Consider the following 15690-nt stretch of genomic DNA (forward strand, 5'->3'; position numbering starts at 1 on the left):
ACAATCCGCTGCCTGGTGCGTGCGAGACCGATAATGGACGATGCAATGAACTGCCCAAAATGTAATTCCGGACATACCTATCAGGATCGGGGCTTATGGGCTTGCCCGGAATGCGCTCATGAATGGAGTGTTGAGGACGGCGGCGCAAGCGCAGAAACATCACTTGAAGCGAGTGTGCGCGATGCACATGGCAACGCGCTTGCGGATGGAGATAGCATCATCGTAATCAAAGACCTCAAGGTCAAGGGAGCTTCATCGGTCATCAAGGGAGGCACAAAGGTCAGGAATATTCGCCTGACGGATGCGTCTGATGGACACAATATCGCCTGTAAGATCGAGGGCATCGGTGCGATGAATCTAAAATCGAAATTCGTGAAAAAGGTTTAGTCCGCAGGGCGGATTAACCGATCCAAGCGCTTGCGCCCCTTATACTAGCGATGCCGAAATCCCACGGGGAGGCGGTTCTCAATCGGAGCGCATTGCCTCTACACCGATCACAATCAGCCCCTGTATTCACTGATCAGCTGTGAAAAGATGCTGACCTTAGTTTCTGGGAGATTTTCTTCGCAGCGGCTGACACAGTCTTTGCCAGTTGCTCCACGATTTCAGGTGTAATCCGGGCGGTCGGGCCACAAAGATTAAGAGCGGCGATGATGGTATCCCCATCACGAAAAATCGGTGCAGCGACCGCAAATTGACCTAGAACCGCCTCCTCCATGCTTATCGCCAATCCCGTCTTGCGGATGGATTCCATCTTCTGCAATAGCGCGGCGGTGGATGTAATGGTCGCTCGGGTGACGGACCTCAAACGAGGTTTATTCAATAGGCCCGCAGTCTGTTCTGAAGGCAGATATGCTAGCAAAACCCGTCCAGCAGCCCCCGCGTAAAGCGGCTTTGTCCCTCCCTTCTCAGGCGCAGCCTTGAGTTCGTGCGTCCCTAGAGCCACCTCAATCGTGAGACGGTGTTCTCCACTCGGGACTACAAGCGTGACAGTCTCGCGCGTCTTGTCGCGGAGCGTTTCCATCACAGGCCGTGCATTGCGAACCAATTCTTCATAGGCCCCAACTCCCCGAGTCAGCCGCAACAAACCGTCACCGATGAAATACCGGGTGGATTGTTCATCCTGCCGAGCAAACTGCGAGTCCACCAGAGTCTGTAAAATCCGGTAGGTCGTTGCTTTGCTGAGTCCGACCCTGCGCGAGGCTTCGCTGAGGGAGAGCCCCTCGGGCTCACCGCCGATATGGATCAGAATTTCGGCCGCGCGTCTTACTGAACGTGTCTCCAATTATCCCCTCCATTAGGTTCACCTGATGAACCAGATCAAAATTCACTAACGAACGCCAGCCCGATTGTCACAGAGGAGGCTATTGACAGATTTTAAGTGATCTTCCACTGTTTCGACAGAAGAACCTAACGTTTCGTCTAATGAACCGCCTTACTCTGAGAGGATCTGAGTATGAGAAATAGGAAGCAAGCGTCAAAAGTTCGATTTGTCTTCGGAAGGTTCATCGCGGTCTGTTTGATCGGAGGGGCCGCTGGTGTTCTTGGTTCTGTTGCGGCCGCCGCAGAGAAGAGCGAGCTGGTCATCGCCCAACAAAGCGGCGTTGGCTACATCCCGATGATGATCGCGGAGAGGCGCCACCTCATTCAAAAGCATGCCCAGAATGAAGGTCTCGGGGAGATTTCAGTCAAGTTCGTAAGCCTCGGCGGCGGCTCGGCGATGAACACATCGCTCCTGTCTCAGTCGCTCGACATTGCTGCAGGCGGCCTCTCACCCGCTTTGCTTCTCTGGGATAAGACAAACGGCGCGGCAAAGTTAGCTGCCGCCGTGAGCACGATGCCCGAGAAACTGACAATCCGAAATGAGAAGGTGCGCACGATCGCTGATCTGGGATCGGGCGACAAGATCGCGCTGCCCGCGGTCAAGGTTTCGGATCAAGCGAGATTCCTGCAAATGGCTGCGGCCAAGATGTACGGAATTACTGAATACGCCAGGCTCGACAGGTTCACGGTCAGTCTGTCTCATCCGGACGGCTTCGCTGCTATTTCCTCAAATCAGGGAATCAATGGGCACTTCACGGTATCTCCATATCAGGAGATGGAGCAGAAACTGCCGGGCGCACACACGATCCTGTCTTCATATGAAGTCATGGGCGGCCCTATCACAGCGACTGTATATTGGACGACCTCGCAATTCCGCGATGCCAATCCCAAGCTCTATCGAGCCTTTTTGGCTGGCCTCAATGAAGGGATCGAAATCGCGAATAGAGATAAGCTGGCGGCTGCCGAATTATATGTCGAGTATGCCAAGTCAAAGCTCTCGGCTGCCGAGATTCACCGCATCATCTCGGATCCTGATTTTTATTACTCTCTGAAGCCTCACAACGTCGAGCGGTTTGCCGAATTCTTGAACAGCATCGGCGTCCTTAAGAGGCAAGCCACCACCGAAGATATGTTTTTCCCCGAAGTGTTCAGGATGCTTGCGGAAAAGCCCCCTGCTCGCTCTGAGCGCTAAACAATTCCCTCCAACCAATAACCATCGGAGCATGGCATGACGAAGTCTCCTCTAACCGGAATGGAACTCGTTTCGGAGTTCACACCGGAGCGCGTGGCGCAGCACTTCCCTGTAGACAGCGAAGAAAGAATTATGACGATGGCCAAGCCGGTCATCATCGAGAGCGCATGTCCTGGTTGGCAAATTGGTGGGGACCGGTTTCCAGCCGTTCCGATCAGCATAGACGATCAGATTCGCGAGACAGTCGACTCAATCCGTGAAGGCGCTGCGATTGTTCACATGCATCCCCGCGATCCTAAAACGGGAAATGCGCAGGCCAATCCAAAATTGTTGGCCCAAATTCTGGGAGCAGTGTTTGACGAGGTCGGCGATTTCGTCACGCTGTCTCATACATGGGCAGCGCACCAGCAGGTTGACTACGTCTGTGAGACGCAGGAGCTTCTCGAACTGGGGAACGGCAACAAATACTGTCAAGGCAGTGTCGTGCTGCGAGCCGGGCATCTCAGCGCTACGGGTACCTTCCATCCTGCGCAAAATGTAATCGATGGCGTAAAATGGCTCGAAGAGCACGACATCAAGCCGATTTTCCAGCTCTACGACACGTATGTGATGTGGGACTTCAAGCACAAAATATTGGACAAAGGCATTGCGAAAAAGCGGCCTTTTATTTTCAACCTGCATCTCGGCAAACATCACTCTCACACGATCCACAAAGACCCGTGGTCATATCTTCAGTTGATCACCAACTACAACATGGTGGCGGCGACCGAACCTGATTCGATCATCGGAGTTTATCCGGGAGGAAGAAACTGGCTGCCGATCGTGGTGATGGGCCTCTTGATGGGCACACAACTGATCCGAGTCGGCATTGAAGACTGCTACTGGGTTTACCCTCACAAGGATGAAATCATCCGGAAGAACTCGGAGATGGTAAGACTGGTTCGGGAAATCGCGGAACGTCTCGGGCGCCGCGTCGTGACGGACCCGAACGAGGCTCGGCAGATCTTGGGGCTGAAACTTACCTCGCCCATGGGATCGCGTAAGGTGGCTGAGGTATCGGTCTAAGGACAGGATGCTACAATCACGCTCCATTCCACCTCTGCCCTCATTAGAGCTTGCAAAACAGAACTAGTTTAACGAGGAAAAGAAGGTTTCTGGTTCATCATCGCTATTTAACCAGCGGAGGTGAGCCAGAAATTCTCCTGCTGTTAAGCGAAGTTGAGTTCGCTTTAAAACATAAACGCTGGTTTATGTTTTATGATTCTGTCGATTCCCGTGGATGCGGAATGTATTTATAGAGCGTTCCGTCCGACACGCCGAGCTGATCCGCTATTTCCTTAATGGTCATCGACCCGTCTCGGATCATGGCCCCTGCCGCAATGATCATATTCTCTGACATCACGCGCGGTCGTCCTCCTCGCCGCCCCCTAGCTTTCGCGGCAGCTAACCCCGCGATCGTTCGTTCGCGAATGATACTTCGTTCGAATTCTGTCAGCGCGCCAAAGATATGAAACACGAGTTTTCCTGTCGGGGTGGTTGTATCGATTGCCTCGGTCAGGGAGCGAAATCCGCAACCTAACCGCTCAAGCCTATCAATCGTGATGATCAGCTGTCGGATTGATCTGGCGAGGCGGTCGAGCTTCCAAACAGTCAAAGTGTCACCGGGGCGAAGATAATCGAGTGCCGCCGCCAATTGAGGTCTGTCAGTCTTCGCGCCAGATGCGGTTTCGATGAAAACCCGATGGGCACCTGCTGATTTGAGAGCATCAATTTGTAGATCGGGCGTTTGGTCTGCTGTGGAGACGCGCGCGTAACCGATGATGCTCATCAGGGCTCCGAAAAACGTGCCCAGTATATGTTATTTTAGGAATAATTTCCAGATATAGTTTTTAGAGCTAGTTTCGCCGATGAAATTGGAGGTCGCAGCCAATCCAGGACGGCTCTAAGAAACGAACGTTTTATTGAAGACCGCATTGCACCGATATCGTCATCGATCGACTTGTGCATACAAGTATTACAATTCAATCAGGTCCCACTGATCTGACGACGAGCTTCATCAGCGATGGGATGCAAACTCTCCTCGGTTTTTGCTCCGACAAGACTGTATCCGATGCCTTGATTAGCCCAGGCGTACCCTTGGGCACCCTTTCCTGATACTGCGGCCATCGGCGTATCGCGTGCATCCGCCATTGTCCGCGCCAGCATTGCCAAGCGTGATCCTCTGCCGTCATCATAAAGAAGGAGAACTGCCGGTCCTTCCGATGTCGCTACCACACGCCCTCCAAGATAATCGTATCCTGATTTAGACAGATCAGGAATTGTCAGCGTGCGGCCAAGGAAGCGTGAGACCCAGTTGATCAATTGCGCGCTTTCACCGGCTCGCATTTCGACCGGCCGAATGTGATCCGTCGCGAAGACCGAATAACTCTCCGATGCTTCTCGTCCGAGCGCAAAGATGCCTTTGGGGATAGAAGATTCGGCCCCTCGGAACACCCACCCACCGATGCCTCCGACTGCCATGAATGCCAGCGCGGCGGCAACCGCTGCGACATGCGAAATCCGGAAGGGCTGACGCTGTCGACGGATCAAGCGCAAAACATTCAATTGCGAGGGTATCGGCTCTTCCGCAATCGGCGCCAGTGCCGCTCGAAGCCAATCCCGCTGGTCTGCATAACGAGTGATCCGCGCAAGAACTTCGGGGTGCGCGTCGAGATAGGCATGAACCTCGGCGTGCCGCTTTGCATCAAGCGCGTGGTCGACAAAGCCATGAAGGTCGTCTTCTGTGATGGGCCGATTCATTTTACTCTCCGGAGGTGGCCGCTCGCCAGGCGCGACACGCCATCAGACTCCATTTCATTCGCTAGGCGTTCGCGAGCTCTCGAAAGACGGGACATGACAGTCCCAATCGGAATGTCGAGAACGCGGGCCGTATCGGCGTAGGACAGGTCTTCCACGCCGACAAGGAGAAGAACCGCACGTTGGTCTTCCGGTAAGCGCACGAGCACTTTCAGAAGCTCTCGGTAGCGCATTCCGTTTTCCTGCGATGGCGCAGACGCAAATGCGTCTTCCGCAACCTCGTCAATTGATAGATGAGAAGGGGCATTTATCCGCTTCAGACTCGTCATCGCCAGATTATGAAGAATGGCAAATACCCATGCTCGGGTATCGCGATCTGTTCGGCGCTGATCCCAATGACTCACCACCCGCTCAAGGGCATCCTGAACGAGATCGTCGGCCCGCACCTGGTCACGCAGCAGCGCGCGCGCATAGCGGCGCAAGGCGGGCAGCAGTGGTTCGATCAGTTGAAGAATATCGCTCATGACAGGATTTCTGTTCCAATCGAAATTGCGGGGCTACTGGTGGCAACCCCGCAATTTTGTCAGCGCACCTGAGACTGCACAACATTGCCGGGTTGTGTGACTGAGCCTTCGGTGATCACGAGATAACGCCGTCCGCTTTTGTTCTTACTTTGCACGATCTGACGAATCGGACCTATGGCATTAACGATTGCGGAACCGGCGGGATTGGTCATGAAAGACGCCAATGGCTGCAGCATTCCCTTGCCATCTGCCTTCTCCGCGAGCGCAAGAACATAAGGCTTCTTTGGTTCTAACCCCGTGACGGAAGCCTGCAGTACCTGAACCAGTCCCTGATCGAACAATGACACATTGGTGGCGGTCTTTTCTCCATCCTTGCCACCCTTGGCCAATGACAAATGTGCGATTTGTCCGGCGAGGCCGAGAGGTTGAAGATTGGCCGTTCCATCGCCTTCTGGGACCGCACCGGGCACGTAAGTAATGGCTTGCGGCGCCTGGCCGATCGGAACGTTGGCAATCACCTTGTTGGTAAGCGTGTCGATCGCTGCCAGCGCATCGGCGTTCTCCAGTCCCACATAGATGCGACTACCATCGCCGGAAGGCCAGAGACCGTGCGGAAGGTTTCCGACAGGAATCGCGGCGACCTGCTTGAAATCGTCCGTGCGGAACACCTTCACTTCATTCAAGCCGCCGATCGTCACATAAGCAAATGTGCCGTTCGCATTATGTGCAAAATTGACGTGGTTGGTGGTCGGGCCGGTATCCAGTGTCGCAAGCACATTGAATGGCGGCTTCGCGTTGAAAACTTGAGTTTTGCCGATGTCTTTTAATGTGAACCAGACCTGCGACCCATCCGGCGTAGCCGCGATGTCCGGACAGAACGGGCTGGCCTGCTTTACTCGGGCAATGATCTGATGGTCGGCAACACTTATCACTTCCGTTTCAGGATTGAACGATGAGCATACATAGCCGTATTTCCCATCAGGAGAGAAAATCTGCATGCCCGGCCCGTTTGGCGTTTTAATCCGAGTCTTTTCCTCGAACGTTTTGCCATCGAGAACCTGAACATAATCTTCACCACGCACAGTGACCCACACCTCACCGCCGTCAGGCGTGAAAAAAGCTTCGTGCGGTGAGCGCCCGAGATAAGTCGTGTGCTTTACGGTGTTGGTCGCGGTATCGATAAACGTCACCGAGTTCGAACCGATCGAGACTACGGCGAGGGTCTTGCGGTCCGGCGAGAAACCCATGCCATGTACCAGCACTTGCCCCCTGTACAGCGGACTGAGATTGCTCGGTTGAGGAGCGCCAAGACGAATGACACCGACAAGCTTGTTGGTCGCCGGGTCTGTCACCGACACTGTGTTGGAGAATTGCTCGGCCGCATAGACACGATCGTGGCTGCTTACTGGAATATCCTTATCCGATGCCGCAAAGGGAGCCTGTCCCGCCCATGCGACGGGTGCGACCGCAAGGAATGTTGTTGCGAGAAGAGCCGAGAGATAATTGATTCGCATCTTTCTGATCCTACTTCGGGTTTTTCATGTGGTTCATGGGCGACATCGACATGTTGTTATGGGGATTCGGCGGACTGCCTTTGGAGGCAGTGCCCGACGTGATTGGCGGCTCATCTATTGAGACTTGCGTCGGCACCGCACTTGACGGCGGCAATGGCTTGCCTATCGCCAAGTTCATCGCTGCGATTTCTTGCTGCTGCTCGACGATGATTTCTTGAGCAATACGGCGAAGCTGCTCATTCTTGCCGTAACGCAATTCGGCGATTGCCATGTCGATTGCGCCCTGATGATGCGGAATCATCATTGCGGCAAAATCTGCATCAACGTCACCCGTGGGTTCCACGCTCATGCCGGCCATCATCTTGTCCATGGCCGTATTATTCTCGGTGAGGAATGGAACCTCCTCGGGATATTTGGTAGAAGATGGCGCAGGGTTCGTCGATGGTTGTTCAGCGCGGGCGAATATTGGAACGCTGATTAAACAGGTAGTTGCGACAAGCGCTCCTGCCGTTGTATTGAATAAATTCACGGAAACTAGACCTCCATGCTGGTGGACGCATGGGAGGTAGACTCGTCGGGTGTAGGATTATTCCGGGCATTGTGATTTTTTAATCTTTGCTGGCGCCCGCACCATTCGACACGGCAAACCAGCAAAGTCCGCTCGGGATCAATAGCAGACAAAAGACCGGTATGTGATCGCGGAAACAGGCTTTATTATTGATCTTCCTCAATCAGACCTGATGGAGGATCAAATGACTTCACTGAAATCTCTGAACTTTGCTGCACTGCCAAAGACGGACACCAATCCCGCGATCGAACGGCGCAATCGCACCATTACACGGCTTGAAGAACAAAAGCTCTTGCTCACCAATCCAAACTACGTCCGCAAGGTGCGGTCCTTTGCGAAGGTAGATGGCGTACGCAAGTCAGTCGAAAACGAGCAACGGGTCACGCCTTGGTGGCGCCGGCACATCGATGGCTCGTATCTTTTCTCAATTCGATCTGGCTCCAAATCAGTCGAATTTGAAAAAGGCAAAGCCGCAATTGCAGTGCCGTCGCTCGATAAGCTGCCTGCGGTAATCGATACATTGATTGCGGCGACGCGAACTGGCGAACTTGACGCTCAGTTGGCACAGGCTACGCGTCAACCACCAGTCAAGAAGCGCTGATTCTTAGGGAACAAGGGCGAACACATTATCGCGCCCTTGTTCCTGCTCACCGAATTTCGTCAGTACTTAGCTGTCACGTTAAGCTGTGTGTGATGCGATCCGAGCTTTCCTGCGCCTGAGCGCGTCCAGTCTCTTTCGATTTATAAAAATGATGTCCAAGAGCTTTTTCTCATCCAAGGGAGCGGACAGGTAATCTAGGATTGTCTCTCGTTTGCGAAACTTAAAGCGGTTCCAAAGGAAGAATCGAATCATCGTACCAAGGTAAAGGCTGCCGTACTGAGCACACAACAAAGCGTGGTCTCCTGCTTCGCCTCGATGTACGATCCGGTTTCGGAATTCCTGGATGAAGTTTAATCGCATCGCTGCGTGTCGATGATCGTCAAATATCGAACTAGCACGTTCGACAATGCGCTCGCTCGGCTCCTTCTCTTCCCGCGAGCATAGGAGCTCGATACCCGTCCAGAATTTCAGGAGTGCAGTTTCAATATGGCTGGTCTCCAGCCCCTCCTGAAATTGCAGCACGGATTGGATGAGGCGTTCTTTAAAATCGATGCGCGAAAGATCGTATGTGATATGTTTTGCGCAGATCGCGATCTCGTCAGTTGGCTGAGATTGCCAGACTGAAAAATTTCTCTTCCATTGCGACGGATAGTGATTTTCAGATTGCCAGTTTCCCAGCTTGGCCGCTACCGTATCGATGATGAAAATCGGGGATGCCGAAAGAAACTTTCCAATTGGTGCATTCGGAAATCCGAAACGTTTACTAACGCCGTATCCATCGGCAGCAAGATTGATGACGCCAAGAGCGTACTTCATGTTGCGATACGCGGCATCAACCGCCGAACGCTCGCTAGTACTCGTTACTTTAATCGTCATATAATTAAAGTCAGTGTGTAAGTTCAGGCGGCTGCGCTCGTAGCCGTCCAATTTGCTAATTACTTTAACACACAAGGGTGGCAGGCTCGCCCGTATATCAATGGTCCCATCGATTGATGCGATCCTCTTTGGCAATTTCGCCCCCAACTGAGCATTGATCTGTGCCACCGCAATGAAGGACCTTGGCTCTTTGCTCAGCAACCCCTTTAGGTACGCTCGAATCTTTTGGATGAAGAACTTGGCTGAAAAATCTTTGCCGCGAGCGCACTCATTCAAAGCATGCCAAATTGCACCGTCCTTGATGTGACCCTCGACGGAAGGTGTAAATGTCAGATTATAGATGAGTTCAAAGGTGCCCCGCTCAAGAGCGCCACTCTCCCAACTTATCCGTCCTTCATGTTCTTTGGGAATTCCGGACAGGGCCTGTAAGGCTTCCGCTAGATGCTTCTTTCCTTGAATATGCATTCAGGTCGGCCACTTCCTGTTCGTTGGCATACACCATCCTTGCTCCCGACAAGACCGGCGACGACACGCAGTGTTGGGAAAGAATGACGGAAATAGAGCGGCAGCTAGCTTACATGGTGTGACTGCCGAGGACAGCCTAAAGCCAGTTACTTCGAGGCCAGTTTTCCACCGATCCATTTCTTCATGAGACTAGTAGTCCTTCGATCCTCTCGATCTCTTTGTCTATCGGCAGCCAATCGGCCGTTCGTGGCAGTCCCATTATTCGCTCAATACGTCGGCGTTTGGACAATTGGCTTCGGAGGTCTGTGATTGACGCGCGATAGTTATCGATCGCCTTTGTCCGCCCGATGCGTTGAACTTCATCTTCAAACAGGCGTCGCAGATCATCCGGCGATGGCCGGACTAAAAGCCCTAAACCTTCGACCGGGATCGGCTTCGAAAAAGGTGGCCAACCTACCCTTGGCCCGAATTCATTGCCTTCAATGTCGCGATATTTAGGGCCAAGCTTGCACCAATCAGGCAGTTGCGCGTATGCGATTTTCCATCGCTCGTCTAGTTGCCGTTGCTGCTCCAGCAGTTCATCGCGACGACGCAACAGGACTGCGACTTCTTCATTCGGCGGTTGAGATGGGAGTTCGCTGTCAGCCCTGACGGCTGTCTGGGTCAACGGAAGAAGTAATGATCCGGCGATAAATCCACGTCGCGTCGGGCGCAAAGGCATCGGTGACCTCTCGTCAGTGAGGCCATCTCGTATCCGTAGATTTTCAGGGTGATGTCAACGGCGACGTTCCCGAGAATTCTGATCGCCAAATCTTATCTTTGTCGATCAGCCGAAAGGCCTTACGTTTTGCCTTCGCAAAAAATTTGTCTTATCGGGCGAGTTTCTCATCGGCCTTTATAAATATCATTGGAGCAGCGCAGACCAAGTGCACTGTTCTCGCCATAGCCTCTCCCATTAGCGTTTGGTCGGCCGCTGCAGCGATACTGATGTTCGCCAGTTGTCTTGATGGGATGCGGAAAGACATCGTTGATCGCAAGATCGCGCTGCTAGTCCTTCTATGAGCTGAATGTGAATGTATGTGAATGTGTTTGGTTTGGGTCTGGTGTCAGTATGCTCGAATTCAAATGAACATCAGGATCGTGAATGAAGCCAGCTACTAGACGATGAACGATTGCACCAACGAGGATAACCAACCAACACAACTGATCCTGATGATTACCCCGATGAAACTTCATCCAAGAACAACAATAAGAGGAACAACCTCACAATGCAGTATCTTCATAAACAGCAAATCGACGGCATCGTTGATCACATCACTGATATCTATCGAAACCATCCATCAACGAAGCACGATATCGAACAAGCGTTGATCGATAATGTCTTCATGGTCACGATGAAATCCAATGATTTTGATTTACGAGGCTTGGTCAATCAAAGTCACAACAGGCCATTCCAGGTTAAACTAACAACGAATGCTGGCTGGAATCGATCATTACAGCAAATAGGACAACGGCAGGCCAATCCACCACTTCATCTGTATCTGGACGCATACGATCGCTTCAATCGATACCTGTTGACGCAATCGTTTGGACCTAATTTCGTTCGAAAGAGACGTTTCCAGCCACTGAGTTATGCGTTCATCGATTTTCCAGGATCACGAGGACGACGTGATAGAGGCGAGCGAATATCCAGAGCAACATTGCTTGGATCAGGTCGTCTTCATATACATGCTGTTGTTGCTGTACGACCAGGTGAAGGCCAGCGATGTATTCAGCCACTCCGACACATGCTCAACGGTTTCGATGATGACCTGAAAAAGTTTGGCGACATCCGAATCAATCATTTCGATCCGAATGAGGGTCTTTTCAATTTAATCGATTACTGTTCGAAGGGTGCCCAAGCAGTCGATGATCGCCATGCGTGGGGTGATATGTATCAAGTGTTCCCGCCAGAACGGGGTGCCAGATCATCGTCGAAAGCATCCTCGGTAGCCCGACGAAACCCCTCCGGCCATTGTGCGCCGAAAGCTGTCAACGTACGTGGCAAGCAAAGATTTTTGTTAGGGCAGAAGTTAGGGCACTATACCAAGATGATCAGATAAGTTATGTAAATTCAAATACTTATGTGATAATCTGGCGGAGAGGGAGGGATTCGAACCCCCGATAGGCTTGCACCTATGCCGCATTTCGAGTGCGGTGCATTCGACCACTCTGCCACCTCTCCGGCATTGTCCGGCGCGGGGCCGTCGGTCGGGCCGACTTTTAGGCGAGGTTCGTCTGAGACTCAAGCTGTTAGGCTGCCTCGTTTTTGAGGTTTTCCGTGAGATTTGAGGTCCGATTCGTGATAAAAGCCGCCCATGGAGGTCCATGGGCGGCTTTTACGGATTTTCTGACAACCGGCCAGATTTGTTCCTGCGAAGGGCCGGTCCGTTATTTCTGCTTGGCGATGATCTGCCCCTTGATCGCGGCATAGGTCTTTTCCGGAATGACCTTCTTGTGCACGAGGTCGTCCTTGCCCTTGTAGGGACGGTTCTTGATGATCGCGGCCGAATAGGCGTCGCCGATGCCCTTCAGCGACTTGAGTTCGTCGGCGCTCGCCGAGTTGATGTCGATGAGCTCTTTCTGGGCGGCGGCCTTCGGCGCCATCTTGTCCGACTTCGGCGTGGAGACGGGTGCGGTTTTCGGCGCCATCGTCGTGCCGGGTGCAGGCTGCATGGACTGGGCGAAAGAAGGCGTGGCGAAGAGGCCGAGCGCGAGCAGGGCGGCGGTCAGGGAAACAGGCTTGAAGTATCGCATCGAAAGCGTCCTCCGGGACGGGGTTGGTAACGCCTTCGAGTGAGCGGACGATTCATGGCCGCGCTGTGGCCTTGAAATGAACGGCAGATAAATCGCGAAAATAATTTTCGGGGGAGAGTGCGGATATCCGCGGCGCTCGCGCGGAGACTCTACGAGCCGGAGTTGAGTGCCTTCTCGATCTCGGGCTTGAGCACTGTTTCGAGATTGTTCGGGGTGATCGGGCCGATCAGCTTGAAAGCAATCGTGCCCTTGCGGTCAATCACGAAAGTTTCCGGCACGCCGTAGACGCCCCAATCGATCGCCGCGCGCCCGTTGCCGTCGCTGCCGACCGCCATGAACGGATTTCCGTAGCGGCCGAGAAAGCGGCGGGCGTTGTCGGGTGCGTCCTTGTAGTTGATGCCGACGAGCTGGATGCGCTTGTCCTGCGCGAGCCTCATCAACAGCGGCGCTTCGTCGTGGCACGGCACGCACCACGAGGCCCACACGTTCACCACCGTCACCCGCTGCTTGAACGCGGCCGGATCGAGTCCGGGAATGGACACTCCGTCGCGAGCCAATTCCGCCACCGGCGGCAAAGGCGTCAGAGGTGCAGGATGGCCGATTAAAGCTGACGGAATTCGCGAGGGGTCGCCTTCGCGGAGACCGAACCAGAACATCACCGCCAGCCCGCAGAACACCAGAAGCGGCAGAGCGAGCAGCCAGGAGCGTCGTGAACGAGGCTGGTTCAGTTCGGATGTCATGTCTGTTCGGAGGCCTTGCCGGATCGCCGCGTCACGCCGCTGGCTTCAAGGCGGCGCAGTTCGGTTTGCTGGCGTCGATAATCCGCGGCAATGGCCGCAATCAGGCCGCCGACGACCAGCACGACCAGCGCGTAGGAGGTCCCGATAAAAACCGCATAGGGTCCGAGTGCGCTCATGAGGCGCGTCCGTCGGCCTGCATCATCTGCAGGGTTCGTACCCGTCGCCGCAGGATCTCGTTGCGCATGGCGGCGAGATGCAGCGTGATGAACAGCAGCGTGAAGGCAATCGCCATCGTGAATAGTGGAATGAGGAAGGCGCGGTCGAGCGTTGGTCCGCCCATGCGGAATACAGATTCGCCCTGATGCAGCGTATTCCACCACTCCACGGAAAACTTGATGATCGGGATGTTGATCGCGCCGACCAGCGTCAGCACGGCGGCGGCGCGTGCCGCGCGGGTGGGATCTTCCACCGCGCGCCACAGCGCGATCAGGCTGAGATACATCAGAAACAGGATCAGCACGGAGGTGAGCCGCGCGTCCCACTGCCAGTAGGTGCCCCACATCGGCCGGCCCCAGAGCGAGCCGGTGGCGAGCGCGAGAAAGGTGAAGGATGCGCCGATCGGCGCTGCGGCCTTGGCGGCGACATCGGCCAGCGGATGCTTCCACACCAGCGTGCCGAGCGCCGAGACGCTCATCACCATCCAGACGAACATCGACAACCACGCATTGGGAACGTGGATGAACATGATCTTCACGGTCGCGCCCTGCTGGTAGTCATCGGGCGCGGTCCATGACTGGTACAACCCAAGCGCCAGCAACAGCGCGGTCGCAATCGCGAGCCATGGCAGGACGCGGGCGGTGAAGGCCATAAAACGCGAGGGATTGGCGAGCCGGGCGAGGAACATGGCGGCGTTTTAGCGATGCGGCGGTAGCGGCGCAATGAGGTCCATGAATAACATTTTGATCTGGATCATATTTAATCCAGCACTTAGTCCAGCCCTTGCCGCAGGCTGGCCGCGGCCGCGAGCGGGCCGATAATGAAGCCCGCGAGCGTCAGCGCACAGAGGATAGAGAAAGGTGCGCCGAACCGGCCTTGTTCCGCGATGGCGGCGTTGGAGGCGGCGACGCCGAAGATCAACACCGGGATCGATAGCGGCAGGACCAGCACCGCCAGCAACAGGCCGCCGCGACGCATGGTCACGGCGAGTGCCGCGCCGATCATGCCGGTGAATGTGAGGGCGGGGGTGCCGGCGAGTAGCGTCAGCGCCACGAACAGGGATGTTTCGGGTTCGAGATTGAGCAGCACGCCGAGCAGCGGAGTTGCGGCGATCAGCGGCAGGCCGGTGGCGAGCCAGTGCGCGAGGCCCTTGGCGAGGCAGCTCATCTCGAGCGGCATCTCGCTCATCAGCAAAAGGTCGAGCGAGCCGTCGTCCTGGTCGGCGGTGAAAAGACGGTCGAGCGTGAGCAGGCTCGCGAGCATGGCGCCAAGCCACAGCACGGCGGGGCCGATCCGCTTCAAGAGCGGCACGTCGGGGCCGAGTGCGAACGGCATCAGCACGACGACGCTGAGGAAGAACAGCACGCCTAGCAGGCCGCCACCGCCGAGCCGCCATGAAATCCGCAGATCGCGCTGGATCAGAGCGAGGAAGGCGCTCATGCGCGTGCTCCCAGCCGTAATTCGCGTGTGGCGATCCCGAGCGGGACGTGGGTTGCGGCTGCAATCAGGCCGCCGCTGTCGAGATGTGACTGCATGATGGTGATAAAAGCCGATTGGCCTGCAGCATCGAGCGCCGTCGCGGGCTCGTCGAGCAGCCAGATCGGCCGCTTCACGGCGATGAGACGCGCAATCGACAGCCGCCGCTTCTGTCCTGCCGACAGGAAGCCTGCCGGCAAATGGCCGATGGCTCCAAGCCCAACCGACATCAAGGCTTGCTCGATATCCATAGCGGGGCTGCCGAGATAGTGCTGCCAGAATGTGAGATTTTCACGCGCGCTCAACGCGGGCTTGAAGGGATCGCGGTGGCCGAGATAGTGCGCCTGCTCGGCGAGAGTTACTTCGGGAGCGCTTTCCTGATAATGAATGCATCCGCCGGCGAGCGGCAGCAGCCCCGCGAGGATACGCAGCAGCGACGATTTGCCCGCACCGTTCGCGCCGGTAATGGCGAGTGCCTCGCCGGCTGCAATATCAAAACTGACGCCGGTAAAAACCGAGCGACTGCCTCTGGTACACGATATGTCTCGGCCGGAAAGCCCCATCAAAAACAATCCATTCCACAATATGGGAGATTTGGCGCGC

General features: G+C 54.9%; 19 protein-coding genes and 1 tRNA gene. 5 read left to right on the forward strand and 15 right to left on the reverse strand.

The genetic code is table 11. The features are described 5' to 3' along the window. Positions 1-33: 33 nt before the first annotated feature. Positions 34-387 (forward strand): zinc ribbon domain-containing protein YjdM, encoded by a 354-nt coding sequence (locus tag AFIDRAFT_RS18600; protein WP_009341219.1) that lies wholly within the window; start codon positions 34-36, stop codon positions 385-387. Between the two features lie 133 nt (positions 388-520). On the opposite strand, the gene AFIDRAFT_RS18605 is transcribed toward AFIDRAFT_RS18600, so the two are convergent. Beyond that, entirely contained in the window at positions 521-1285 is a 765-nt protein-coding gene (locus AFIDRAFT_RS18605; RefSeq protein WP_009341220.1) for an IclR family transcriptional regulator, read from the reverse strand. 171 nt (positions 1286-1456) lie between these two features. Between AFIDRAFT_RS18605 and AFIDRAFT_RS18610 the strand changes: the two genes are divergently transcribed. Continuing rightward, entirely contained in the window at positions 1457-2515 is a 1059-nt protein-coding gene (locus AFIDRAFT_RS18610) for an ABC transporter substrate-binding protein (RefSeq protein WP_009341221.1), read from the forward strand. A 36-nt stretch (positions 2516-2551) separates the two neighbouring features. Next, complete coding sequence (locus AFIDRAFT_RS18615) at positions 2552-3580, forward strand: 3-keto-5-aminohexanoate cleavage protein (protein WP_009341222.1); 1029 nt, start codon at positions 2552-2554, stop codon at positions 3578-3580. 190 nt (positions 3581-3770) lie between these two features. On the opposite strand, the gene AFIDRAFT_RS18620 is transcribed toward AFIDRAFT_RS18615, so the two are convergent. The 5 genes from AFIDRAFT_RS18620 to AFIDRAFT_RS18640 all read right to left on the reverse strand — a co-directional run bounded on the left by AFIDRAFT_RS18620 (position 3771) and on the right by AFIDRAFT_RS18640 (position 7878). Beyond that, on the reverse strand, positions 3771-4343 hold the full coding sequence (locus AFIDRAFT_RS18620; RefSeq protein ID WP_009341223.1) for a recombinase family protein: 573 nt from the start codon (positions 4341-4343) through the stop codon (positions 3771-3773). A 197-nt stretch (positions 4344-4540) separates the two neighbouring features. Next, a complete protein-coding gene (locus AFIDRAFT_RS18625) occupies positions 4541-5314 on the reverse strand; it encodes an anti-sigma factor family protein (protein WP_009341224.1) in 774 nt (257 codons plus the stop codon). Beyond that, positions 5311-5835 carry a sigma-70 family RNA polymerase sigma factor gene (locus AFIDRAFT_RS18630; protein WP_198007838.1) on the reverse strand — a complete coding sequence of 175 codons (525 nt, stop codon included), beginning with the start codon at positions 5833-5835 and terminating at the stop codon, positions 5311-5313. The genes AFIDRAFT_RS18625 and AFIDRAFT_RS18630 overlap by 4 nt, the downstream gene beginning before the upstream one ends. Positions 5836-5894: 59 nt before the next feature. Continuing rightward, entirely contained in the window at positions 5895-7349 is a 1455-nt protein-coding gene (locus AFIDRAFT_RS18635) for a YncE family protein (RefSeq protein WP_009341227.1), read from the reverse strand. Between the two features lie 10 nt (positions 7350-7359). After that, positions 7360-7878 carry a DUF305 domain-containing protein gene (locus AFIDRAFT_RS18640; RefSeq protein ID WP_083801670.1) on the reverse strand — a complete coding sequence of 173 codons (519 nt, stop codon included), beginning with the start codon at positions 7876-7878 and terminating at the stop codon, positions 7360-7362. Between the two features lie 163 nt (positions 7879-8041). Here AFIDRAFT_RS18640 and AFIDRAFT_RS18645 point away from each other — a divergent pair, with 163 nt between their 5' ends. Next, positions 8042-8518 (forward strand): DUF6641 family protein, encoded by a 477-nt coding sequence (locus AFIDRAFT_RS18645; RefSeq protein ID WP_245258205.1) that lies wholly within the window; start codon positions 8042-8044, stop codon positions 8516-8518. A 78-nt stretch (positions 8519-8596) separates the two neighbouring features. Here the strand turns inward: AFIDRAFT_RS18645 and AFIDRAFT_RS18650 are convergent, their stop codons facing one another. Continuing rightward, positions 8597-9859: a HEPN domain-containing protein gene (locus tag AFIDRAFT_RS18650; RefSeq protein WP_009341230.1), complete on the reverse strand. Its 1263-nt coding sequence runs from the start codon at positions 9857-9859 to the stop codon at positions 8597-8599. Positions 9860-10040: 181 nt separating this feature from the next. Then, complete coding sequence (locus AFIDRAFT_RS19905; RefSeq protein WP_009341231.1) at positions 10041-10580, reverse strand: hypothetical protein; 540 nt, start codon at positions 10578-10580, stop codon at positions 10041-10043. A gap of 547 nt (positions 10581-11127) precedes the next feature. Here AFIDRAFT_RS19905 and AFIDRAFT_RS19910 point away from each other — a divergent pair. Beyond that, positions 11128-11961: a regulator of G-protein signaling domain-containing protein gene (locus AFIDRAFT_RS19910; protein WP_009341232.1), complete on the forward strand. Its 834-nt coding sequence runs from the start codon at positions 11128-11130 to the stop codon at positions 11959-11961. Positions 11962-11993: 32 nt separating this feature from the next. Here AFIDRAFT_RS19910 and AFIDRAFT_RS18655 read toward each other — a convergent pair. The 7 genes from AFIDRAFT_RS18655 to ccmA all read right to left on the reverse strand — a co-directional run bounded on the left by AFIDRAFT_RS18655 (position 11994) and on the right by ccmA (position 15650). Next, a tRNA-Ser gene (locus AFIDRAFT_RS18655) sits at positions 11994-12083 on the reverse strand. A 206-nt stretch (positions 12084-12289) separates the two neighbouring features. Then, positions 12290-12655 (reverse strand): ComEA family DNA-binding protein, encoded by a 366-nt coding sequence (locus AFIDRAFT_RS18660; protein WP_009341233.1) that lies wholly within the window; start codon positions 12653-12655, stop codon positions 12290-12292. A 149-nt stretch (positions 12656-12804) separates the two neighbouring features. Then, positions 12805-13395, reverse strand: a complete 591-nt coding sequence (locus tag AFIDRAFT_RS18665) for a DsbE family thiol:disulfide interchange protein (RefSeq protein ID WP_009341235.1) — start codon at positions 13393-13395, stop codon at positions 12805-12807. Then, positions 13392-13571 carry a heme exporter protein CcmD gene (gene ccmD / locus AFIDRAFT_RS18670; RefSeq protein ID WP_009341237.1) on the reverse strand — a complete coding sequence of 60 codons (180 nt, stop codon included), beginning with the start codon at positions 13569-13571 and terminating at the stop codon, positions 13392-13394. The genes AFIDRAFT_RS18665 and ccmD overlap by 4 nt, the downstream gene beginning before the upstream one ends. Next, on the reverse strand, positions 13568-14299 hold the full coding sequence (locus tag AFIDRAFT_RS18675; protein ID WP_009341238.1) for a heme ABC transporter permease: 732 nt from the start codon (positions 14297-14299) through the stop codon (positions 13568-13570). The genes ccmD and AFIDRAFT_RS18675 overlap by 4 nt, the downstream gene beginning before the upstream one ends. Positions 14300-14382: 83 nt before the next feature. Next, a complete protein-coding gene (gene ccmB, locus AFIDRAFT_RS18680; protein ID WP_009341239.1) occupies positions 14383-15051 on the reverse strand; it encodes a heme exporter protein CcmB in 669 nt (222 codons plus the stop codon). Then, positions 15048-15650, reverse strand: a complete 603-nt coding sequence (gene ccmA / locus AFIDRAFT_RS18685; protein WP_009341240.1) for a heme ABC exporter ATP-binding protein CcmA — start codon at positions 15648-15650, stop codon at positions 15048-15050. Before ccmA ends, ccmB begins: the two co-directional genes overlap by 4 nt. Between the last annotated feature and the right edge of the window lie 40 nt (positions 15651-15690).

The sequence above is a fragment of the Afipia sp. 1NLS2 genome (genome assembly GCF_000178995.1).
Lineage (GTDB): Bacteria > Pseudomonadota > Alphaproteobacteria > Rhizobiales > Xanthobacteraceae > Afipia.